At 66.8% G+C, this 19,811-nt stretch carries 22 protein-coding genes and 1 tRNA gene; 22 read left to right on the top strand and 1 reads right to left on the bottom strand.

Features of this window, described 5'->3' with window-relative positions; translation table 11 throughout:
- Nucleotides 1-36 precede the first annotated feature (36 nt).
- The 5 genes from ACFSX5_RS07715 (at nt 37) to ACFSX5_RS07735 (ending at nt 4,905) form a co-directional block, all read left to right on the top strand.
- A complete protein-coding gene (locus ACFSX5_RS07715; RefSeq protein ID WP_386832692.1) occupies nt 37-1,101 on the top strand; it encodes an ABC transporter ATP-binding protein in 1,065 nt (354 codons plus the stop codon).
- 46 nt (nt 1,102-1,147) lie between these two features.
- A complete protein-coding gene (locus ACFSX5_RS07720; protein WP_386832693.1) occupies nt 1,148-2,389 on the top strand; it encodes an extracellular solute-binding protein in 1,242 nt (413 codons plus the stop codon).
- 64 nt (nt 2,390-2,453) lie between these two features.
- The gene (locus ACFSX5_RS07725; protein WP_386832694.1) at nt 2,454-3,374 is read left to right on the top strand and encodes a carbohydrate ABC transporter permease; all 921 of its coding nucleotides are present in this window, start codon (nt 2,454-2,456) and stop codon (nt 3,372-3,374) included.
- Nucleotides 3,371-4,234, top strand: a complete 864-nt coding sequence (locus ACFSX5_RS07730) for a carbohydrate ABC transporter permease (RefSeq protein WP_386832695.1) — start codon at nt 3,371-3,373, stop codon at nt 4,232-4,234. Before ACFSX5_RS07725 ends, ACFSX5_RS07730 begins: the two co-directional genes overlap by 4 nt.
- Nucleotides 4,231-4,905: an N-acetylmannosamine-6-phosphate 2-epimerase gene (locus ACFSX5_RS07735; RefSeq protein WP_386832696.1), complete on the top strand. Its 675-nt coding sequence runs from the start codon at nt 4,231-4,233 to the stop codon at nt 4,903-4,905. The genes ACFSX5_RS07730 and ACFSX5_RS07735 overlap by 4 nt, the downstream gene beginning before the upstream one ends.
- Nucleotides 4,906-4,960: 55 nt before the next feature.
- Here ACFSX5_RS07735 and ACFSX5_RS07740 read toward each other — a convergent pair.
- Nucleotides 4,961-5,050 (bottom strand) — tRNA-Ser (locus tag ACFSX5_RS07740).
- A 208-nt stretch (nt 5,051-5,258) separates the two neighbouring features.
- Between ACFSX5_RS07740 and ACFSX5_RS07745 the strand changes: the two genes are divergently transcribed.
- From ACFSX5_RS07745 to ACFSX5_RS07825, 17 genes are all read left to right on the top strand, one after another.
- The gene (locus tag ACFSX5_RS07745; protein ID WP_386832697.1) at nt 5,259-6,032 is read left to right on the top strand and encodes an MBL fold metallo-hydrolase; all 774 of its coding nucleotides are present in this window, start codon (nt 5,259-5,261) and stop codon (nt 6,030-6,032) included.
- Between the two features lie 232 nt (nt 6,033-6,264).
- Nucleotides 6,265-6,801 (top strand): 50S ribosomal protein L21, encoded by a 537-nt coding sequence (rplU, locus tag ACFSX5_RS07750; protein ID WP_386832698.1) that lies wholly within the window; start codon nt 6,265-6,267, stop codon nt 6,799-6,801.
- Between the two features lie 11 nt (nt 6,802-6,812).
- Nucleotides 6,813-7,079 (top strand): 50S ribosomal protein L27, encoded by a 267-nt coding sequence (gene rpmA, locus ACFSX5_RS07755; protein ID WP_386832699.1) that lies wholly within the window; start codon nt 6,813-6,815, stop codon nt 7,077-7,079.
- Nucleotides 7,080-7,206: 127 nt separating this feature from the next.
- The gene (locus tag ACFSX5_RS07760; protein WP_386832700.1) at nt 7,207-7,734 is read left to right on the top strand and encodes a GNAT family N-acetyltransferase; all 528 of its coding nucleotides are present in this window, start codon (nt 7,207-7,209) and stop codon (nt 7,732-7,734) included.
- Nucleotides 7,731-8,249, top strand: a complete 519-nt coding sequence (locus tag ACFSX5_RS07765; protein ID WP_386832701.1) for a GNAT family N-acetyltransferase — start codon at nt 7,731-7,733, stop codon at nt 8,247-8,249. The genes ACFSX5_RS07760 and ACFSX5_RS07765 overlap by 4 nt, the downstream gene beginning before the upstream one ends.
- Complete coding sequence (locus ACFSX5_RS07770) at nt 8,246-8,782, top strand: GNAT family N-acetyltransferase (RefSeq protein ID WP_386832702.1); 537 nt, start codon at nt 8,246-8,248, stop codon at nt 8,780-8,782. The genes ACFSX5_RS07765 and ACFSX5_RS07770 overlap by 4 nt, the downstream gene beginning before the upstream one ends.
- Nucleotides 8,779-9,822 carry a GTPase ObgE gene (obgE, locus tag ACFSX5_RS07775; protein WP_386832703.1) on the top strand — a complete coding sequence of 348 codons (1,044 nt, stop codon included), beginning with the start codon at nt 8,779-8,781 and terminating at the stop codon, nt 9,820-9,822. Before ACFSX5_RS07770 ends, obgE begins: the two co-directional genes overlap by 4 nt.
- A gap of 226 nt (nt 9,823-10,048) precedes the next feature.
- Nucleotides 10,049-11,176: a glutamate 5-kinase gene (gene proB / locus ACFSX5_RS07780; protein ID WP_386832704.1), complete on the top strand. Its 1,128-nt coding sequence runs from the start codon at nt 10,049-10,051 to the stop codon at nt 11,174-11,176.
- Between the two features lies 1 nt (nt 11,177).
- Complete coding sequence (locus ACFSX5_RS07785; RefSeq protein ID WP_386832705.1) at nt 11,178-12,461, top strand: glutamate-5-semialdehyde dehydrogenase; 1,284 nt, start codon at nt 11,178-11,180, stop codon at nt 12,459-12,461.
- 160 nt (nt 12,462-12,621) lie between these two features.
- Nucleotides 12,622-13,242 (top strand): nicotinate-nucleotide adenylyltransferase, encoded by a 621-nt coding sequence (locus ACFSX5_RS07790; protein WP_386832706.1) that lies wholly within the window; start codon nt 12,622-12,624, stop codon nt 13,240-13,242.
- Between the two features lie 188 nt (nt 13,243-13,430).
- Nucleotides 13,431-13,823, top strand: a complete 393-nt coding sequence (rsfS, locus tag ACFSX5_RS07795) for a ribosome silencing factor (protein WP_386832707.1) — start codon at nt 13,431-13,433, stop codon at nt 13,821-13,823.
- Nucleotides 13,824-13,826: 3 nt separating this feature from the next.
- Nucleotides 13,827-14,309 carry a 23S rRNA (pseudouridine(1915)-N(3))-methyltransferase RlmH gene (gene rlmH / locus ACFSX5_RS07800; protein ID WP_386832708.1) on the top strand — a complete coding sequence of 161 codons (483 nt, stop codon included), beginning with the start codon at nt 13,827-13,829 and terminating at the stop codon, nt 14,307-14,309.
- Nucleotides 14,310-14,417: 108 nt separating this feature from the next.
- Nucleotides 14,418-15,896: a murein hydrolase activator EnvC family protein gene (locus tag ACFSX5_RS07805; RefSeq protein WP_386832709.1), complete on the top strand. Its 1,479-nt coding sequence runs from the start codon at nt 14,418-14,420 to the stop codon at nt 15,894-15,896.
- Between the two features lie 7 nt (nt 15,897-15,903).
- The gene (locus tag ACFSX5_RS07810) at nt 15,904-17,346 is read left to right on the top strand and encodes a S41 family peptidase (protein ID WP_386832710.1); all 1,443 of its coding nucleotides are present in this window, start codon (nt 15,904-15,906) and stop codon (nt 17,344-17,346) included.
- Between the two features lie 73 nt (nt 17,347-17,419).
- Entirely contained in the window at nt 17,420-18,520 is a 1,101-nt protein-coding gene (locus tag ACFSX5_RS07815) for a divergent polysaccharide deacetylase family protein (protein WP_386832711.1), read from the top strand.
- A gap of 10 nt (nt 18,521-18,530) precedes the next feature.
- The gene (locus tag ACFSX5_RS07820) at nt 18,531-19,073 is read left to right on the top strand and encodes an RNA pyrophosphohydrolase (RefSeq protein WP_386832712.1); all 543 of its coding nucleotides are present in this window, start codon (nt 18,531-18,533) and stop codon (nt 19,071-19,073) included.
- A gap of 3 nt (nt 19,074-19,076) precedes the next feature.
- Complete coding sequence (locus ACFSX5_RS07825) at nt 19,077-19,763, top strand: aspartate/glutamate racemase family protein (RefSeq protein WP_386832713.1); 687 nt, start codon at nt 19,077-19,079, stop codon at nt 19,761-19,763.
- The last annotated feature ends 48 nt before the right edge of the window (nt 19,764-19,811 follow it).

Consider the following 19,811-nt stretch of genomic DNA (forward strand, 5'->3'; position numbering starts at 1 on the left):
GAGTCTCGTTCCCGACACGGGAACCTGGGAGGCAACGTGGCTCAACTGTCACTCCGTGGCATCAAGAAGCGCTTTCGGACCACCGATGTGCTTCACGGGATCGATCTCGAGATCGGCGACCGCGAGTTCGTGGTCTTCGTCGGGCCTTCCGGGTGTGGCAAGTCGACCCTGCTGCGGCTGATCGCCGGGCTTGATCCCATCAGCGATGGCGAGTTCTTCCTCAACGGGCAACGCATGAACGACGTGCCGCCCTCGCGCCGCGGCATTGCCATGGTGTTCCAGAGCTACGCGCTCTACCCGCACATGGACGTCTACGAGAACATGGCCTTCGGCGCCCGGCTGATGGGCCTGACCCCGGCGGAGGTCGAGAACCGCATCGCCGAGGCAGCGCGCATGCTGCGGCTCGAACCGCTGCTCAAGCGCAAGCCGCGCGAACTTTCCGGTGGCCAGCGCCAGCGCGTCGCCATCGGGCGTGCCCTGGTGCGCAAACCGGCCGTCTTCCTGCTCGACGAGCCGCTGAGCAATCTCGATGCGGCCCTGCGCTCGGAAGTGCGGCTCGAAATCGCCAAGCTCCACCGCGATATCGGCGGCACCATGATCTACGTCACCCACGACCAGGTCGAGGCGATGACCCTGGCCGACAAGATCGTGGTGATGAATGCCGGGCGCATCGAACAGGTGGGCAGCCCGCGCGAACTGTTCGAGACGCCGGCCAACACCTTTGTTGCGACCTTTATCGGCTCGCCGCGTATGACGCTGGTCGAGGTGACCCGCGACGGCGAGCGGCTGGCGGTGGCCAATGGTGGCTCGATCGCCACCGGCGCCCTGCCGCAGGCGCAAACACTGAAGCTGGGCCTCAGGCCCGACTCGGTGCGGCTCCAGCGCGGCGCCACGGCCGATGGGCTCGCCGCGACGGTCGTCTACACCGAATATCTGGGCGACAACGCCTATGTGTATGCCCGCCTCGCCGACGGTACGCTGCTTGCCGCGCGTACGGGCCCCAATGACCTCTTTGCTCCGGACGAGTTGGTGACGGTCACGGCCGAACCCGGCTCGGCGCATTACTTTTCCGCCGAGGATGGCCGGCGGCTGACCCCATAGGGGTCCAAGCACAGTCCACCAAGAGACGTACAAGGGAAGGGATAACATGAAGACCACAATGATCCGCACCGGCGCCGCCATGGGAGCTCTGCTCCTGGCCGCGCCCGCATTCGCCCAGGACATCACGTTCTGGAGCTGGCGCCAGGAAGACCGCGCCGCCTATGAGCAGTTCATCGAGGCGTTCGAGGCTGCCAATCCGGGCATCACGGTGAAGTTCGAGGCCTTCGAGGCCGCCAACTACAACACCATCCTGTCGACGGCCCTGGCCGGTGGCACCGGTCCCGACGTGATGATGGTGCGCGCCTATGGCGGGCTCGAGAACGTCGCCGCCGCCGGTTACCTCGAGCCGCTGAGCCCCGAGAACGTGCCGGCCCTGGCCGAGTTCTCGGCCCCGTCGCTGGCGGCCGAAAGCATGCGCTCGGATGGCACCGTCTATGCCGTGCCCTTCGCCAGCCAGACGCAGCTCGTGATCTACAACACCGAGATCTTCGAGGCCAACGGACTGGAAGAGCCCGAGACCTGGGAAGACCTCGTGGCCCTCAGCCAGACACTCAAGGACGCCGGCGTCATCCCCTTCGCCAACGGCACGGCGACGGCCTGGCAGAACGAGACCGTGACCTTCGGCCTCGGCTCCTCGCTGATTGGTGAGGACTTCTATGACGACCTGATGGCCGGCGAAGCCGACTTCACCGACGAGCGCTTCACCTCCGCCCTCGCCGAGGTCGGCGAGCTGGCCGCCGAATACTTCCCCGACGGCTTTATCGGCCTCGACTACCCTTCGGCCCAGCAGCTCTTCTCCTCGGGCATGGCGGCGATGTTCGTCGGCGGCTCCTATGAGCTGGCGACCTTCAAGGCGCAGAACCCGGACATTCAGCTCGGCGTCTTCGCCGCTCCGGGCGAAACCGCCGAGGATGCCAAGCTCGTCGGCCTCTACTTCGACGGTGGCTACGCCGCCAATGCGGCCGGCACCAACAAGGAAGCCTCGCTCAAGTTCCTGAACTACCTGGCGAGCGCCGAATTCGGCCAGGCGTTCGCGGACACGCTCCAGAACATCTCGACCGTGCCGGGCGTCACCTTCGAGGATCCCCTGCTCGCCGAGGTCAACGAGCTCAACCAGTCGTCGATCCCGTATCTGATGCTGGCCCACTTCCGCTATGGCGAGCCCTCCGGCTCGGTGCTGATCCAGTCCGAGATGCAGAAGCTCTTTGCCGGCGAGACCACCCCGGAAGCCATCGGCGAGGCGCTGACCACCGGCCTTGCCGCCTGGTACGAGCCCTTCCAGAACTAAGTGGCGTTTGCCTGCTAAGGGGGTGGGCACTGCCCGCCCCCTTTCCAACCCAGAGAGCCTTCCCTTGCCCAAACTTCGGATGACTGGCCGCGGCCTCTGGATCACCGCGCTGATCGTGCCGCCACTGGCTTTCGTGGCGCTGTTCATCGTCTATCCGATCATTTCGGCCTTCGCCTACGCCTTCTTCGACTGGCAGGGGCTGCGGCGTGGCGACTTCATCGGCCTCGAGAACTTCCACACCGTGCTGTTCGTCGAGCCCTACCGGAGCTGGACGCTCAACGCCTTCCGGAACAACGTCATCGTCTTCTTCGCGCTGATGGTGCTGCAGAACGGGCTCGGCTTTCTCCTCGCCTATGCGCTCTGGCGCGAACTGCCCGGCGCGCGCTTCCACCGCATCGCGGTGTTCCTGCCGGTGGTGCTGTCGACCATCATCGTCGCCTACCTGTTCAAGCTCTTCTACCACCCGCTGTTCGGCGTGGTGAACATCAGCCTCAAGAGCATCGGGCTCGGTTCGCTGGCGCAGCCCTGGCTCGGCCAGAGCAACACGGCCCTGTGGGGCATCATCGTCGCCCAGGCCTGGCACATGGTGGGCTTTCCGACCCTCGTTTTCCTTGCCGGCATGCAGCGCATCCCCGGCGAAATCCTCGATGCGGTGCGCATGGAAACCGAAAGCGAGTGGGTCAAGATCACCAAGGTGGTCTGGCCGCTGGTTGCCCCCAGCGCCACCATCGTCTTCACCCTGCTGTTCGTGGGCGCCTTCAACTGGTTCGAACTGCCCTACATCATGGGCGGGCTCGATGGGTCGCCCTTCGGGTCCACTGACGTGCTGGGGCTTTACTTCTACCGCACCGCTTTCGGCAACGTATCGTCCGGCCAGCAGGATTTCGGGCTCGGGTCGGCCCTGGCCGTCCTGATCTTCATCTTCATCGCGCTGGTTGCCGGCGTCATCACCACCCGGCTGCGCGCCCGGGAGATCCAGCTATGAGCACCGCGGCCACCAGCTACTACGACCGCAGGGGCCTGTTCGCAACGCTCGGGCGCGACGGACTGCTGCAGATCATCCTGATCGCCAACACCATCATCATGCTGGCGCCCATCGTCATCATGGTGTTCTCGGCCTTCAAGACCACGCCCGAGATCTTCAAGGCACCCTTTGCCATTCCGGATTTCACCCAGGTGGCGAATTTCGTCAAAATCTGGAACGAAACCAACTTCCTGCGCTACCTGGTGAACTCGTTCGTCGTGACCGGCTCCTCCATGGTGCTGATCCTGACGCTCGGCACCATGGCCGCCTATGCCATCGGGCGGTATGCCTTCACCGGCGCGAACTTCATCCTGATGTTCTTCCTTGCCGGGCTGACCCTGCCGCTCAAGCTCGCCATCATCCCGCTGTTCATGCTGATGCGGGACCTGTCGATCCTCAACAACCAGCTCTCGCTGATCTTCGTCTATACCGCCATGGGCCTGCCGACGACGGTCTTCATCATGACCGGCTTCATCCGCAGCCTGCCCAACGAGCTGGAAGACGCTGCCCGCATGGACGGGGCCAGCGAAGCGCGGATCATGTGGTCGATCATGCTGCCGCTGGTGCGCCCGGCCATGGTGATTGCCGGCATCCAGAACGTGGTGCCGATCTGGAACGACTTCTTCTTCCCGCTGGTGTTCATCCAGAACGACGACCTCAAGACCCTGCCCCAGGGCCTCACCACCTTCATGGGCGAGTACACCACCGACTGGGGTGTGCTGTTCTCGGGGCTGACGCTGTCGGCGGCGCCGATCATCCTCATCTATATCGTGCTGTCCAAGCAGTTCATCGCCGGCATGACCTCGGGCGCCGTCAAATGAGCCTGTCCCTGCCCAAGGGCCTGATCGTGTCCTGCCAGGCACGCGCCGACAATCCACTGCACGGCCCCCAGTTCATGGGCGCCATGGCCTTGGCAGCCCGCGACGGCGGCGCCTCCGGTCTGCGCGCCAATGGCCCGGAGGACATCCGGGCGGTTGTGGCTGCCGGCCTGCCGGTGATCGGCATCCACAAGGTGTTTTCGGACGACTACCCGGTCTACATCACGCCCAATTTCGAGGCCGCCACAGCCATCGTCGAAGCGGGTGCGGGTATCGTTGCGCTGGACTGCACGCCCCGGCCACGCGATGGCGAAAAGCCCGAAACGCTGATCCGACGCATCCGCGAGGAACTCGGCGCTGAAGTGTTCGCCGACGTCTCGACCTTCGAGGAGGGCCTGGCGGCCGCCGATTGGGGCGCGACCTATGTCGCCACGACGCTCTCCGGCTACACCGCCTACACCGAACCGAAGCCCGAAGAGCCGGACCTCCGTCTGGTGGAGACGCTGGCGGCAAGACTGTCGGTGCCGGTGGTGGCGGAGGGCCGCTACAACACCCCGGAACTGGTCCGGCAGGCGTTTGACACCGGTGCGCATGCCGTGGTGGTCGGCACCATGATCACCAACCCGCGCGAAATCACCCGCACCTTCGTCCGCCAGGGGCTACCCACCCGCTAGCCAGCGTCACCCGCCAGCAGGGCGGCATGTATGTCGCTGATGTTCAAGGGAGAAGTGGCGGAGAGAGAGGGATTCGAACCCCCGATAGGCTTGCACCTATGCCGCATTTCGAGTGCGGTGCATTCAACCACTCTGCCATCTCTCCGCGAGATCGGGCCGGCGCGGGGAGCGCCGCTGGTCGACGGGCGGGCTTATCGCACAGCAATTTCAGGGTCGCAACACCCTTGTTGCGTGGCATTCGACGGGACCCTGCGAACGCCTCCGGTCACGTTCCCGTGTGCAGCAAACCGGCGGCCTTTTGTCTGCGTTGCGTTGCCTGCAACGCAACAGTTGCAGCGCTAGGGAGAAAATCAATGACGACACGCAGACAAGTGGTCGCCGGCATGGCAAGCCTGCCGCTGGCGGGGCTCGCATGGGGGGCAGTCCCCGTGCTCGCACAGGAGGGTGAAGCGACAACCGACACGCTGACGACCTCGGAGGGCGAACTCACCATCCACCCGGTGGAGCATGCTAGCCTGGTGCTCCAGTTCGGCGACAGCGTGCTCTATTTCGATCCGGTGGGTGGCGCCGAGCTCTACGCGGACCTGCCGCCACCTTCGGCCATCCTGATCACCCACGGGCATGGCGACCATTTCGACGTGGCGACGCTCGAGGCGCTTGCCGGGACGGCGCCGATCCTCACCTCGCAGGAAGTGTTCGACAAGCTGCCCGAGGCGCTCCAGGCGCAGGCGACCGCCATCGGCAATGGCGAGACCGGCGACCTGCTCGGCCTGAGCGTCGAGGCGGTGGCCGCCTACAACGTCACCGAGGACCGGCTGCAGTTCCACCCCAAGGGCGTCGGCAATGGCTATGTGGTCACCTTCGGCGACAAGCGCGTCTATGTGGCGGGGGACACCGAGCCGACACCGGAAATGCTGGCGCTGACCGATATCGCCCTGGCCTTCCTGCCGATGAACCTGCCCTATACCATGACGGTGGAGCAGGCAGCGGAGGCGGTGAACGGCTTCAAGCCGGCGATCGTCTACCCCTACCATTACGGCGACAGCGACCTCGATGCCTTCGAGGCGGCGGTCGAGGAGGGGGTGGAAGTGCGCATCCGCAACTGGTACCCGAACGGGCAGGGCTGACGCCTCCGAGCCCTGACCGTCGACCTTGACTCTTGGGGCTTTTGCCCCGATAAGCACCCCCGGATTGCGCGCTGGTCCTGCCGGCGCGCTCCTTCATTTTGAACATCGCTGCTCGAGGCTGCCCCCGGTTCATTGGCCGGATCACACTTCGAAGCCCGCGGGAGGGCTAAACCCGCGGCGCCACAGAGCGCGGCAAACCAGGGACCGGGTGGACAGCCGCCCGGCGGACTATATGACATTCGCCGTGATCAAGACGGGCGGCAAGCAGTACAAGGTCGCCGCCAACGACGTCATCAAGATCGAAAAGCTCGACGCCCAGGCTGGCGACGTGGTGACCTTCGACCAGGTGCTGATGGTGGGTGACACCATCGGTGCGCCGCTGGTGGAAGGTGCGCTGGTTGCCGCTGAGCTGGTCGAGACCAAGAAGTCGAAGACCGTCATCGTCTTCAAGAAGCGCCGCCGCCACAATTCGCGCCGCCGCAACGGCCATCGCCAGCTGCTCTCGACCGTCCGGATCACCGAGATCCTGACCGGCGGCGCCAAGCCGACCACCAAGGCCGCTGCCAAGACCGCCGCGACCGAGTCGGTGACCGACGCTGCGCCGGCCAAGAAGACCACCAAGAAGGCCGAGGCCGCCGAGGCGACCGAAGCCAAGGCTGCGCCGAAGAAGGCCAGCAAGAAGACCGAAGGCGAAGCCGACACCGCCGCTGAAAAGCCGGCGAAGAAGGCCCCGGCCAAGAAGGCCGCGCCCAAGGCCGACCAGGAATAAGGAGCTAGACAATGGCACACAAGAAAGCAGGCGGTTCGTCCCGCAACGGTCGTGATACCGCCGGCCGTCGTCTCGGCGTCAAGAAGTTCGGTGGCGAAGCTGTCGTTGCCGGCAACATCATCGTGCGCCAGCGCGGCACCAAGTGGCACCCCGGGACCAATGTCGGCCTCGGCAAGGACCACACCATCTATGCGCTCGTCGACGGCAAGGTCACGTTCAAAACCCGCGCCAAGTCGCAGGTATTCGTTTCCGTCCAGCCGGCAGAGGCCGCCGAATAACCCGGCAGGTCTCACGAACCACAGCCGGGTAGACCCAAGGTCCCCGGCTCGGTTCAGCGCCACAGCGCCAGAAAATCGGGAGGGGACCGGGTCAGCCGGTCCCCTTCTTCGTTTCTGGAGCAAAGACATGGACAGCCTCAAGCATCGCCTGCCCGCCACCATCGCCACCGAGCGGCTGGTGCTGACCACCCCGACGCTGGCCCATGTCCCGCAAATGGCGGCACTCGCCAACAATCGCGCCATCTACGAAGTGCTGTCGCGGCTGCCGCACCCCTACGCGGAAAGCGACGGGCGCTTCTTCGTCGAGCATATCGCCCGTGGCGACGAAGAGTTCGCCTGGGCCATCACCAGCGAGGGGCAGTTCATCGGCACGATCGGGCTGCACCTCCTGCCCGATCAGGTGCCCGAACTCGGATACTGGCTGGGCCAGCCGCACTGGGGTTTCGGCTATGCCACCGAAGCGGGGCGCGCCGTGGTGGCAGCCGCGCGAGCGGCGGGAGCAACGGCGCTGCGGTCGCGGGCGCTCCCCACCAACACCGCCTCCCGCAACGTGCTCGGCAAGCTCGGCTTCATCGAGATCGGCGAAGAGGTCGACCGCCAGGGCACGCTCGAAGGTCAGCGGATGGTGCTGATGCGGCTGGAGTTCGACAGATGACCGAGCTCGGCACGCCACGCCTGCTGTTGCGGCCCGCCAATTCTGCCGATGCGCCGGCCTTCACCCTGGCCGTGGGCGAGTTCGCGGTGGCGCGGCACCTGACCGCCCTGCCCTGGCCCTATACGCTGGCCATGGCCATTGACTGGCTGCGGCAGGCGCCGGCGGTGACGCCGGAACGGGCCATGTTCATCATCGAGCATGCCGACCATGGGCTGGTCGGCTGCATCACGCTCGCCGACGAACTCGGCTTCTGGGTGGCGCGGCGCTTCTGGAATCGGGGTTATGCCACAGAGGCCGCTTCCGCCGTGCTCGACTGGCGCTTCGCCGCCTCGCCCGAACCGGTCATCGCCAGCGCCCAGCGGAACAATCACGCCTCGCTGGCGGTTCAGCGCAAGCTGGGCTTTGTGGCGGTGGGTGAAGAGATGCGCTATTCCCATGCCCTGCAGTGCAATGTGCGGCATGTGGTGAGCCGGCTCGACGCCTCCGCCTGGCTGGAGCGAGGGAGAGCAGCGTGAACGCCACCATCATGACGGAGCGATTGCTGTTGCGGCCGCCACAGATGGGCGATGCCGAGCCGATTGCACGCTATCTCAACGACTTCGGCGTCGCCGGCAATCTGGCGCGGGTGCCGTTTCCCTACCACGAGTCCGATGCCCGGGCGTGGCTGCGGACCCGGGTGCCGGGCCTGCCGGTCGAGGAGACCAACTTCTCGATCGAACTGCCGGGCGAAGGCTATGCCGGCCAGATCGGCTTTCACCGCGGCCCGCAGGGGCCGATCGTCGGCTACTGGCTGGGGCGGCCGTTCTGGGGCCGGGGGATCATGACCGAGGCGGGCCGGGCGAGCCTCGACTGGTTCTTCGGCGCCAGCAAGGCCGACATCGTCTATTCCGGCGTGTTTCACTTCAACGCGCCGTCGCTGGCCATCCAGCACAAGCTCGGCTTCACCGAGATCGGCCGCTCGCGGCTCCTCTGCCTTGCACGGGGCGCCGAGGTGGAGCATATCGACACTCAATTGACGCGCAGCGTCTGGAAAGACCGCCAAAGATGAAGTTTCTCGACCAGGCCAAGGTCTATGTTCGCTCGGGCGACGGCGGTGCCGGCGCCGTCAGCTTCCTGCGCGAAAAATTCGTGGAATTCGGTGGGCCCAATGGCGGCAATGGCGGGCGCGGCGGCGACGTGATCGTCGAATGCGTCGACGGGCTCAACACGCTGATCGACTACCGCTACCAGCAGCATTTCAAGGCCAAGACCGGCACCCATGGCATGGGCAAGAACCGCACCGGGGCTGACGGCGCCGACGTGGTGCTGCGCGTGCCCGTCGGCACCCAGGTGTTCGAGGACGACAACGAGACGCTGATCGCCGACCTGACGGAAGTGGGCCAGCGCGTGGTGCTGCTCACCGGCGGCAATGGCGGCTTCGGCAATGCCCATTTCAAGACCAGCTCCAACCAGGCCCCGCGCCACGCCAATCCCGGCCAGGAAGGCAAGGAGAAGTGGATCTGGCTGCGCCTCAAGCTGATCGCAGATGCGGGGCTGGTGGGCCTGCCCAATGCCGGCAAGTCGACCTTCCTGTCCTCGGTCTCCGCCGCCAATCCCAAGATCGCCGATTATCCGTTCACCACGCTCCACCCCAATCTCGGCGTGGTGTCGATCGGCGAGCATGATTTCGTCCTCGCCGACATCCCCGGCCTGATCGAAGGGGCGAGCGAAGGCGCCGGGCTCGGCGACCGCTTCCTCGGCCATGTCGAGCGCTGCGCGGTGCTGATCCACCTGATCGACGGCACCCAGGAGGATGTGAAGGCCGCCTACCAGACCATTCGCGGCGAACTTGCCGCCTATGACGAGCGGCTGGCGGAAAAGCCCGAGATCGTCGTGCTCAACAAGATCGACGCCATCGATCCGGACGAGCTCAAGGACAAGCTGAAGGTGCTGAAGCGCATCAGCAAGGCCGAGGTGATGACGGTTTCGGCGGCGACCCGGCAAAACATCGACCAGGTGCTGTATCGCGTGGTGTCGGTGCTGGACGAGGAACGCGCTGCTGCTGCCGAGAGCGAGCGGCGCAAGGTGGAACCCAATTGGACGCCGTGATGGTGATGCTTGATCGTGTGGTGGCAGGCGCTGCGGCCTCGGTGCTATCGCCTCCCTCCCCCTTGAGGGGAGGGATCGAGGGTGGGGGTGTCAGCGGGCGTGCATACTCGGATTCCGGGTATGGCTCGGCGACGACACCCCCACCCCTCACCCCTCCCCTCAAGGGGGAGGGGGGGCCGAGGCGCCAGCTCTCCACCTGCCTCGTCGCCAGCTGCGGACCTGTCCAATGACCCCCCTCGCCGCCTATCGGCGCCTCACCATCAAGATCGGCTCGGCGCTCCTGGTCGACAAGGCCGGCAAGCTCCGGGCCGAGTGGCTGGCGGCGCTGGCCGAGGATATCGCTGCGCTGAAGGCGGAGGGGCGCGAGATCGTCATCGTCTCGTCGGGCGCAATCGCGCTCGGGCGGGGGCTCCTGGGCCTGTCGGCCGTGTCGCTGACGCTGGAACAGTCGCAGGCGGCGGCGAGTGCGGGGCAGATCGCCCTGTCGCAGGCCTGGGCCGAGGCGCTGGGGCGGCACGGCATCGTCACCGGGCAGATCCTGATCACGCCCAACATCACCGAGGAGCGGCGCTACTACCTCAACGCCCGCACCACCATCACCACTCTGCTCGGGCTCGGGGCCATCCCGATCATCAACGAGAACGACAGCGTCGCCACCGCCGAAATCCGCTATGGCGACAATGACCGGCTGTCGGCCCGCGTCGCCACCATGATCGAGGCCGACTGCCTGGTGCTGCTGTCCGACATCGACGGGCTCTATACGGCGCCGCCGGCGCGCGATCCCGACGCCGAGCACATTCCGGTGGTCAAGGCGATCACGCCGGCAATCGAGGCCATGGCCGGGGGCGCTGCCAGCCATCTGTCGCGCGGCGGCATGACCACCAAGGTGGAAGCGGGCAAGATCGCTACGCTCGCCGGTACCGCCATGATCATTGCCAAGGGCACCGAGCTGCATCCGCTGCGCACCCTGACCGAAGGCGGGCGGCATACGCTGTTCCACGCCTCGAGCTCGCGGGCGCAGGCGCGCAAGCGCTGGATCATGGGGACGCTCGCCGTGGCGGGGACGCTCGAGATCGATGCCGGCGCCGTCAGTGCCCTGAGGCAGGGGCGGTCGCTGCTGCCGGTGGGCGTGACCCGCATCAGCGGCGAGTTCGAGCGCGGCGACACGCTGGCCATCGTCGATCCGGACGGGCACGAGATCGCCCGCGGCCTTGCCGGTCTCGACAGCGAGGATGCGCGGCTGGTGATGGGCAAGAAGAGCGAGATGGTGCAGGATTTGCTGGGCGTGGGCACCCGTGCCACCCTGGTGCATCGCGACAATCTGGTGCTGGTCGGGGCCAAGGAGGAGGCGTGACATGAGCGCGGCAGAAATGATTGCCGACAACGTCGGCACGATGATGGCTGAACTCGGCCGCAGGGCACGGGCTGCCGCCGCCCGGCTCGCTACCGCTTCGGCCGAGCGCAAGCATGCCGCCCTGGTCGGCGCCGCCCAGGCCGTGCGCGACCACAAGGATGACATTCTCGCGGCCAATGCGGTCGACATGCGGAACGCCGTGGCCAAGGGCATGACCAAGGCCTTCCAGGACCGGCTGCTGCTGACCGATGCGCGGCTCGACGGCATCGTCGACGCCTTGCGCACCATCGCCGAACTGCCCGACCCGGTGGGCAGCGTCATCGCCGAATGGGACCGGCCCAACGGGCTCCATATCGAGCGCGTGCGCACCCCGCTCGGCGTCATCGGCGTGATCTACGAATCCCGTCCCAACGTCACCGCCGATGCCGGCGCGCTCTGCCTCAAGTCGGGCAATGCCGTGATCCTGCGCGGCGGCAGCGACAGCACCGAGTCCTCGCGGGCGCTGGTCGGATGCCTGCGCCACGGGCTCAAGCAGGCCGGGCTGCCGGAAGATGCGGTGCAACTGGTGCCGACTACTGACCGTGCCGCCGTCGGCGAAATGCTGCGTGGCCTTGGCGGCAATATCGACGTGATCGTGCCGCGCGGCGGCAAGTCGCTGGTGGCGCGGGTGCAGGACGAGGCGCGGGTGCCGGTGTTTGCCCATCTCGAGGGGCTTGTGCATGTCTATGTCGACAAGAGCGCCGATCTCGAGCTGGCCGTGAAGATCGTCGTCAACGCCAAGATGCGGCGCACCGGCATTTGCGGGGCCGCCGAGACGCTCTTGGTGCATCGCGACGTGGTCGACACCCACCTCCAGCCGATCATTGCGGCGCTGGTGGAGAAGGGCTGTGAGATCCGGGGCGATGCGACGGTGGCCGAGCGGATTGCCGATGTCGTGCCGGCGACCGAGCAGGACTGGCGTACCGAATACGAGGACGCGATCATCTCGGTGAAGGCGGTGGACAGCCTCGAAGCGGCGATCGACCACATCGAGACCTATTCGAGCCACCACACCGAGGCGATCATCGCCGAGGATGCCGCGGCGGTCGAAAAATTCTTCAACGAGATCGACTCGGCGATCCTGATGCACAATGCTTCCACCCAGTTCGCCGATGGCGGCGAATTCGGCTTCGGCGGCGAGATCGGCATCGCCACCGGCAAGATGCATGCGCGCGGACCGGTGGGGGTCGAGCAGTTAACCAGCTTCAAGTATCGCGTGCGCGGCACGGGGCAGACCCGGCCTTGAGCGGCGGTTTCGCCGTACGCACACCCCCACCCTTGATCCCTCCCCACAAGGGGGAGGGAGACGATGAACACCGGCAGCACAGCTTTCGCCTCCCTCCCCTTGATGGGGAGGGAATGAGGGTGGGGTGGAGCAACGCACGCAACTGCGGCGGCGGAGCCGCATGACGCGCCGCCCGCCGCGCCGCATTCCCGGTATCACCACCCTGCCGACCTCCGGGGCCGGCATGCGCATCGGCCTGTTCGGCGGCAGCTTCAATCCGGTGCATGAGGGGCATCTGCTGGTCATGGCCGAGACGCTGCGCCGGCTGGAGCTCGATGCGCTGTGGGTGCTGGTGACGCCGGGCAATCCGCTCAAGAACAATGCCGGCCTGCCGCCGCTCGCCGAGCGGGTGGAGGCGGTTCGCGCCGCGGTCAGCGACCCGCGCATCCGTGTCACCGGCTGGGAAGCGGAACGGGGGTTCACCTATAGCTACGAGACCATCCGCCACCTGACCGAGACGCTGCCCGACCGGCGCTTCGTGTGGATCATGGGGGCCGATAGCCTGAGGGATTTTCACCGCTGGGAGCGCTGGCGGGATATCGCCCGGACTGTCCCGATGGCCGTCTATGTGCGCCCGGGCTCGCGGCAGGCGCCGGCCTCGCGGGCGGCGGTTGCCCTGTCGCGCTGGCGGATCGACGAGGAGGATGCGGGGCGGCTGGCGATGATGCGGCCGCCGGCCTGGGTCTATCTTCATGGCCGGCAATCGGCGCTGTCCTCGACGGCGCTGCGGGCGGGGCAATAACGGTTTCCGGCGCGCGCCTTGCACTTGGGGCCTCCAGCGCGCATATTAGCGCCTGAGGTGAAGCGAGATCACCGGAACAGGAACACGCTGCTTGCCGTTTACTGAAACGCCTGCACATTCCGATCAACCACCAAGGATGCTGCGCACCGCATGATGCATGCCCTGAACGGGGCAGAGAGCCTTTGCTGATGGCCAATCTGCCCGACAACACTGTCCACGCCGCCCCCGCGGCCACTCCCGTCCCGCATCGGCCGCTGATCGAGGTCGTCCTCGAATGCCTCGATGATGCCAAGGCCGAGAACACCGTCGCTGTCGACATCACCGGCAAGTCGTCGCTGGCCGACCACATGGTCGTGACCTCCGGCCGCTCGGACCGCCATGTCGGCGCCATTGCCGACCAGTTGCTCAAGGCCCTGCGCGAGAACGGCTTCGACAAGCCGCGCATCGAGGGACTGCCGCATTGCGACTGGGTGCTGGTGGATACCGGCGACGTGATCGTCCACGTGTTCCGCCCGGAAGTGCGCGAGTTCTACAACATCGAGAAGATGTGGCAGGCCGAGTTCGCGGCCGACGCACACTGATCGATGCGCATCGCGATCCTGGCCGTCGGCCGCATGAAGGCCGGGCCGGAGCGCGAACTGGTGGCCCGCTATCTCGATCGCGCCCAGGCCAGCGGTAAGCCGCTGGCCCTCACCGGCTTCGACGTCACCGAACTCAATGAATCTCGCGCCGGCTCCGCCGCGGCGCGCAAGGCCGAAGAGGCGAAAGCGCTCCGTTCCGCCGCAGCCGACGGCATCGTCGTGGCGCTGGACGAGCGCGGCAAATCCATCAGTTCCGAAGCCTTTGCCGCCCAGCTCGGCCGCTGGCGGGATGATGGCCGCCCCGCCACCACCTTCGTCATCGGCGGCGCGGATGGGATCGAGCCTGAATTTGCCCGCAGTGCCGACCTCTTGCTGAGCTTTTCACCCATGGTGTGGCCGCACCAGCTCGTCCGCATAATGCTGGCCGAGCAGCTCTATCGCGCCACCACCATCCTGTCGGGCCACCCCTACCATCGCGGCGACTGAACCGCGGCTCCGCCATTCTTGAACATGGTTAAGCAACGTTAACCTGCGGTTTGCCGGCGGGTTGATATGGTCGGCTCCGTGATTCGGGCGGTGCCCATGGGAGAATGGATGGCAGCAAGCCCTCGCAACCGGCTGTTGGTCCTGCTGGCCGGCCTTGGGCTGACCGGCCTTTCGGCGTTGCCGCTGGTCGCCCAGACCGACGAGGCCGCGCCGCCCGCGGAGGCTGCGCCCGCGGCGCAGGCACCTGCACCGGCGGTGACGGAGCCCGCGCCAGAGGCCGCGCCTCAGCCTGCGCCTGCCGCAGCGCCCGAGACACCGGCCCAACCCGACGCCGACACGGCCGCTTCCGACGCTGCGGAAGCCGCGGCAGCGGCCGGCACCGCGCTGACCGAAGAACCTCCCGAAGATCCTGAAGCCGAACTCCAGGCCATCGAAGCTTCAATCACGCTCAGCCAGGAGCGGGTCGACGCCCTCAGGGCCGAGATCGCCGAGATGGAAGGCGACCAGACCCGCCAGAATGCCGCGCTGATCGCTGCGGCCCAGCGGGTCAAGCTGGCTGAAATCGAGATCGCCGATGTCGAGGAGCGCCTGTCGGACCTGATCGTGCGCGAACTCGAAATCCGTGGGCGCCTCGATGGTTCGCGCAGCGAAATCGCCAATGTGCTGGCTGCGCTGGAGCGGATCTCGCTCAATCCGCCACCGGCGCTGATCGTCGACCCATCCGACGCCCTCGGCTCCGCCCGCAGCGCCATCCTGATCGCCGCCATCGTGCCGCAACTGCGCGCCCGCGCCGATGCGGTTACCGCCGACCTCACCGCCCTGACCGAGATCAAGGCGCAGGTGCTTGAGGAAGAGGCGACGCTGAAGGCCAATTACGAAGTGCTCGAGGAAGAGCAGTTGCGCATCGCGACGCTGATCGCGGCGCGACGCCAAGGCATCGAAACACGCTCCGCCGACCTGATCGCGGCCGAGGAAGAGGCGCTGGAGCTCGCCTCCCGCGCCGCCGACCTGCGCGACCTGATCCAGAGCCTGTCGGCCCGGGCCAACGCCGTCGGCACGCCTACGCCGACAGTCGATCCCGATGCGCCGCAGCTCAGCGAGGCGGAGATCCGCACCGCTTTCGCCAACGCCGCCCGCACCGAGCCCGCCGTGCCCTTTGCTGCCGCCCGCGGCTATCTCACCCCGCCCGCCAATGGCGTGACGGTGGTCGAATACGGCACCAGCGATGGCTTCGGCGGGCTGTCGGAGGGCGTGTCCATCGTCACCCGCGCCGAAGCCCAGGTGGTGGCGCCGGCCGACGGCTGGGTGCTCTATACCGGCCCCTACCTCAATTATGGCCAGATCGTCATTCTGAATACCGGCCAGAACTACACGGCCCTGCTGGCCGGGTTGGACACGGTGAGCGTCGAAATCGGCCAGTTCGTGCAAATGGGAATGCCGGTCGGCACCATGGGGTCACGCACAATTGGGCGCTCCGTAACCACCGGTGCTGGCGCCGATCAGCCGACCCTCTATATTGAACTGCGACAGAACAACGAGCCCATCGATCCGACCGACTGGTGGGCAGCCCCGACACAGAGTGGATAGAACCCGCATGCGCCTCACTCCCCTTCGCGCCCTTGCCCTGGCTCTGGCGCTTTCGGTGCCCGCTGGCCTGCTGATTGCCCAGGAGCCGCCCGCCCCCGCCGGCGACGATCCGGCCGTGGAGGCGCCTGCCGAAGAGGCGCCCGCCGAGGAGCCCGTAGACCTGGCGCCATCGGGTGAGGAGCCGGAGCCGACCGCGGAGGAGAAGGCCGCCGCGCCCCGCGATCCGCTGGAGATCTATTCCGACCTTGCCTTGTTCGGGCAGATCTTCGACCGCATCCGCGCCGAATATGTCGATCCGCCGGACGAAAAGGAACTGATCCGGGCCGCCATCCAGGGCATGCTGACTTCGCTGGACCCGCATTCGGGCTACCTGCCGCCAACCGACTACAGCGACATGCGCGAGAGCACGTCGGGCGAGTTCTCCGGCCTCGGCATCGAGGTCACCATGGAAGAGGGCGTGGTCAAGGTGGTCTCGCCCATCGACGACACCCCCGCCTTCCGCGCCGGCATCCTGCCCAACGACTTCATCGTCGAGATCGACGGCACCCCGGTGCAGGGCCTGACCCTCGACGAAGCGGTCAGCAAGATGCGGGGCCCGACCGGCACCAGCGTCAAGATCACCGTGCTGCGCGAGGGCGTCAGCGAGCCGTTCGAGTTTGAACTGACCCGCGAGACCGTGCCCTTGCGAGCGGTGCGCTGGTCGCTGGAAGGCGAGGACGGCAAAGTGGCGCTGCTGCGCCTCAGCAGCTTCTCCGAACAGGCCTTTGTCGGCATTCAGAACGCCATCGAGAAGATCTACGAGGAACTGGACGGGGAGGCGCCGGCCGGCATCATTCTCGACCTGCGCAACAATGGCGGCGGCCTCGTCGACCAGTCGGTGTTCGTCGCCGATGCTTTCCTGAAGCAGGGCGCGGTGGTGCTGACCCGTGGCCGCGGTCCGCAGGAATCGGAACGCTACGATGCCCAGCCGGACAGCCTCGATTCCAAGCTGGCCGATGTACCGATGGTGGTGTTGATCAATGGCGGCTCGGCTTCGGCCTCCGAAATCGTCGCCGGAGCCCTGCAGGACCACAAGCGCGCCACGCTTGTCGGCACCCGCTCCTTCGGCAAGGGTTCGGTGCAGGCGATCATTCCGCTCGGCCCGGATGGGGCCATGCGGCTGACCACGTCGCGCTACTACACCCCCGCCAACCGCTCCATCCAGGCGCTCGGCATCACGCCCGACATCGAGGTGCGCCAGGTGGTGCCCGAGGAGTTCCAGGGCCGCGACGAGATCATCGGCGAAGCCGGCCTCAGCGGTCACATCACCGCCGAGGGCCAGGAGGAAGCCACCGTCGGCTCCTCGGTCTATGTGCCGGTGGACAAGGCGGAGGACACGCAGTTGCAGTATGCGATCGCCCTGGTGGAAGGGCGCGAAACCGACCCGGCCTACCCGCCCAAGGCCGAATAGCCGCGGCGTGGTATGAAGGAGGCGGGCATGATTCGGTTCGTGCCCGCTTCCAACCACGGGGTAAGGCGGAGCCTTGGCCAACGACCTGTCCACACCGCTGACCGGCCGTAAACGCCAGACGGGGGTACGGCGACATCTGCCGGTGGCGCGCGCGCTGCTTCTTCTGCTGGTGGTGATCGGCGGCGCCGCGGCGCTGCGCATCCTCACCGTCGATGAGCCGGATGGCGGCCGCCCCACGGCGGAGGTGCCGATCACCTCGACGCGCGACGCCAACGCCGTTGCCAATGCCGTGGCGCCGGGCCCGGTGACCATCACCGCCGACCCGCAGCAATATCCGGTGGGCGAGACGCCACCGGCGCCGAGCGCGGGGACCACGCCCGACCTGTTCGGCGCCCTGCCCGACCTCAGTGAGGAAACCGGCGACGGCGCCCTGCCGCGCATTTCTGCCACCGGCCTGACGCCGTTTACCGCCTATTCCGCCCCCGCCCCCGAGGCCGCGGTGAGCGGCGCGCCCAAGATCGCCATCGTGGTCTCCGGCCTCGGCATCAACGAGCAGGCCTCGCTCGATGCCATCGACCAATTGCCCGAAGCCATCACCATGGGCTTTGCCCCCTACGGCAAGTCGCTGGTGGCCACCGTGGCTGCGGCCCGCTCGGGTGGACACGAAGTGCTGCTGGAGATCCCGCTCGAACCCTTCGACTACCCGCAGAACGATCCCGGGCCGCAGACCCTGCTGACCGGCGATGCGCCGCGCGCCAATCTCGACAAGCTGTTCTGGCTGATGTCGCGCTTCGGCGGCTATTTCGGGCTGATGAACAATATGGGCGCCCGCTTCACCGCCTCGGCCGCCGATTTCTCGCCCATCATGGAAGAGCTGGGCGCGCGGGGCCTCGGCTACCTCGACGATGGCTCCTCCAATCGCTCCGTGGCCCCGCAACTGGCGGAAGCCAACAAGGTGCCGTTCTCGCGCGTGGATGCCGTGATCGACGCCAACCCGTCGCCCCAATCCATCCAGTCAGCGCTTGCCAGCCTTGAGGAGAAGGCAAAACAGAACGGCGCCGCAATTGGTATGGTGAGCGCGCTCCCCCTCTCGGTGGCTGCCGTCGCCGAATGGGCCCGCGGGCTCGAGCAGAGGGGGCTGATGCTGGTTCCGGCCAGCGCCCTGATGCAATGAGCTGCCAGAGATGAGTGCCCTTTCCCGCCCCGACCGCGACGCCCTGCCTTATCGCGACTGCGTCGGCGTTGCCGTGTTCAATGCCCAGGGCAATGTGTTCATCGGCCGGCGCAAGCCGGAGCCGTCGGGTGACGACGTCTCGGAAGTGGAAGCGCCCTGGCAGATGCCGCAGGGCGGGATCGACCCTGGCGAGGACCCGCTGCGCGCCGCGCTGCGCGAACTGTTCGAAGAAACCAACATTGCCTCGGTGAGCCTGCTGGCCGAAGCGCCGGAATGGATCACCTACGATCTGCCCGACGAACTGCTCGGCATCGCTCTGCGCGGACGCTATCGCGGCCAGCGCCAGCGCTGGTTCGCCTTTGCGTTCACCGGGAACGATAGCGAGATCGACGTCGACCACCCCGGAGGCGGCAAGGTCGAGGCCGAATTCGACGCCTGGCGCTGGGAGCGGCTGAGCCGTACGCCGCAACTGATCGTGCCGTTCAAGCGGCCGGCCTATGAGCAGGTGGCCGCTGCCTTCGCCGACATTCCGCAACGCTTCACCCAGGCCTGAGCCATGAAGACTATAGGCCTGATCGGCGGCATGAGCTGGGAATCGACGGCGCACTACTACCGCATCCTCAACCAGGAGACGGCGGCGCGGCTGGGTGGACTGCATTCGGCACCGGTGATCGTCCACTCGGTGGACTTCGCGCCCATTGCGGCGATGCAGTCGGAAGGGCGCTGGGACGAGGCCGGCCAGCAACTGGCGGAAATCGCCGAGGGGCTGGAGCGCGCCGGGGCCGAGGTGATCGGGCTTGCGACCAACACCATGCACAAGGTGGCCGAGCCGATCATAAATGCCATCGGCGTGCCTTTCGTCCATATCGCCGAGCCGACGGCGGAGGCGCTTCTGGCCGATGGCTTCGGCACGGTGGGCCTGCTCGGCACCCGCTTCACCATGGAAGAGCCGTTCTATCTCGACGGGCTCCGCCAGCGCGGGCTCGAAGCGCTGGTGCCCGAGGTTGACCGCACCAACCTCAACGGCATCATCTACGAGGAACTCTGCCGCGGCATCGTGCGCGAGGAGTCGCGGCGGGTCTATGTCACCGCCATCGAGCGGCTGGCGGCACGTGGCGCCGAGGCGGTGATCCTCGGCTGCACCGAGATCGGCATGCTGATCGACGATTCCGTCAGCCCGCTGCCGGTGTATGACACCACCGAATTGCATGCGAAGGCACTGGTGGCGGCGGCGCTGGCTTGAGCTTGCCGCCTTCGTCCCCTCTCCCCTGAGGGGAGAGGGTCAGGGTCA

Origin of the sequence: Devosia albogilva, from assembly GCF_042685625.1 — a bacterium.
GTDB lineage: Bacteria > Pseudomonadota > Alphaproteobacteria > Rhizobiales > Devosiaceae > Devosia > Devosia albogilva.

Excerpts from the sequence above, each read along its gene's own strand:
- ACFSX5_RS07735 (WP_386832696.1), top strand. The coding sequence starts at position 4,231 with ATGAGCCTGTCCCTGCCCAAGGGCCTGATCGTGTCCTGCCAGGCACGC.
- ACFSX5_RS07720 (WP_386832693.1), top strand. The coding sequence starts at position 1,148 with ATGAAGACCACAATGATCCGCACCGGCGCCGCCATGGGAGCTCTGCTC.
- ACFSX5_RS07805 (WP_386832709.1), top strand. The coding sequence starts at position 14,418 with ATGGCAGCAAGCCCTCGCAACCGGCTGTTGGTCCTGCTGGCCGGCCTT.
- ACFSX5_RS07730 (WP_386832695.1), top strand. The coding sequence starts at position 3,371 with ATGAGCACCGCGGCCACCAGCTACTACGACCGCAGGGGCCTGTTCGCA.
- rsfS (WP_386832707.1), top strand. The coding sequence starts at position 13,431 with ATGGCCAATCTGCCCGACAACACTGTCCACGCCGCCCCCGCGGCCACT.
- ACFSX5_RS07765 (WP_386832701.1), top strand. The coding sequence starts at position 7,731 with ATGACCGAGCTCGGCACGCCACGCCTGCTGTTGCGGCCCGCCAATTCT.
- rpmA (WP_386832699.1), top strand. The coding sequence starts at position 6,813 with ATGGCACACAAGAAAGCAGGCGGTTCGTCCCGCAACGGTCGTGATACC.
- ACFSX5_RS07745 (WP_386832697.1), top strand. The coding sequence starts at position 5,259 with ATGACGACACGCAGACAAGTGGTCGCCGGCATGGCAAGCCTGCCGCTG.
- ACFSX5_RS07760 (WP_386832700.1), top strand. The coding sequence starts at position 7,207 with ATGGACAGCCTCAAGCATCGCCTGCCCGCCACCATCGCCACCGAGCGG.
- ACFSX5_RS07825 (WP_386832713.1), top strand. The coding sequence starts at position 19,077 with ATGAAGACTATAGGCCTGATCGGCGGCATGAGCTGGGAATCGACGGCG.
- ACFSX5_RS07820 (WP_386832712.1), top strand. The coding sequence starts at position 18,531 with ATGAGTGCCCTTTCCCGCCCCGACCGCGACGCCCTGCCTTATCGCGAC.
- ACFSX5_RS07810 (WP_386832710.1), top strand. The coding sequence starts at position 15,904 with ATGCGCCTCACTCCCCTTCGCGCCCTTGCCCTGGCTCTGGCGCTTTCG.
- rlmH (WP_386832708.1), top strand. The coding sequence starts at position 13,827 with ATGCGCATCGCGATCCTGGCCGTCGGCCGCATGAAGGCCGGGCCGGAG.
- ACFSX5_RS07790 (WP_386832706.1), top strand. The coding sequence starts at position 12,622 with ATGACGCGCCGCCCGCCGCGCCGCATTCCCGGTATCACCACCCTGCCG.
- proB (WP_386832704.1), top strand. The coding sequence starts at position 10,049 with ATGACCCCCCTCGCCGCCTATCGGCGCCTCACCATCAAGATCGGCTCG.
- ACFSX5_RS07785 (WP_386832705.1), top strand. The coding sequence starts at position 11,178 with ATGAGCGCGGCAGAAATGATTGCCGACAACGTCGGCACGATGATGGCT.
- obgE (WP_386832703.1), top strand. The coding sequence starts at position 8,779 with ATGAAGTTTCTCGACCAGGCCAAGGTCTATGTTCGCTCGGGCGACGGC.
- rplU (WP_386832698.1), top strand. The coding sequence starts at position 6,265 with ATGACATTCGCCGTGATCAAGACGGGCGGCAAGCAGTACAAGGTCGCC.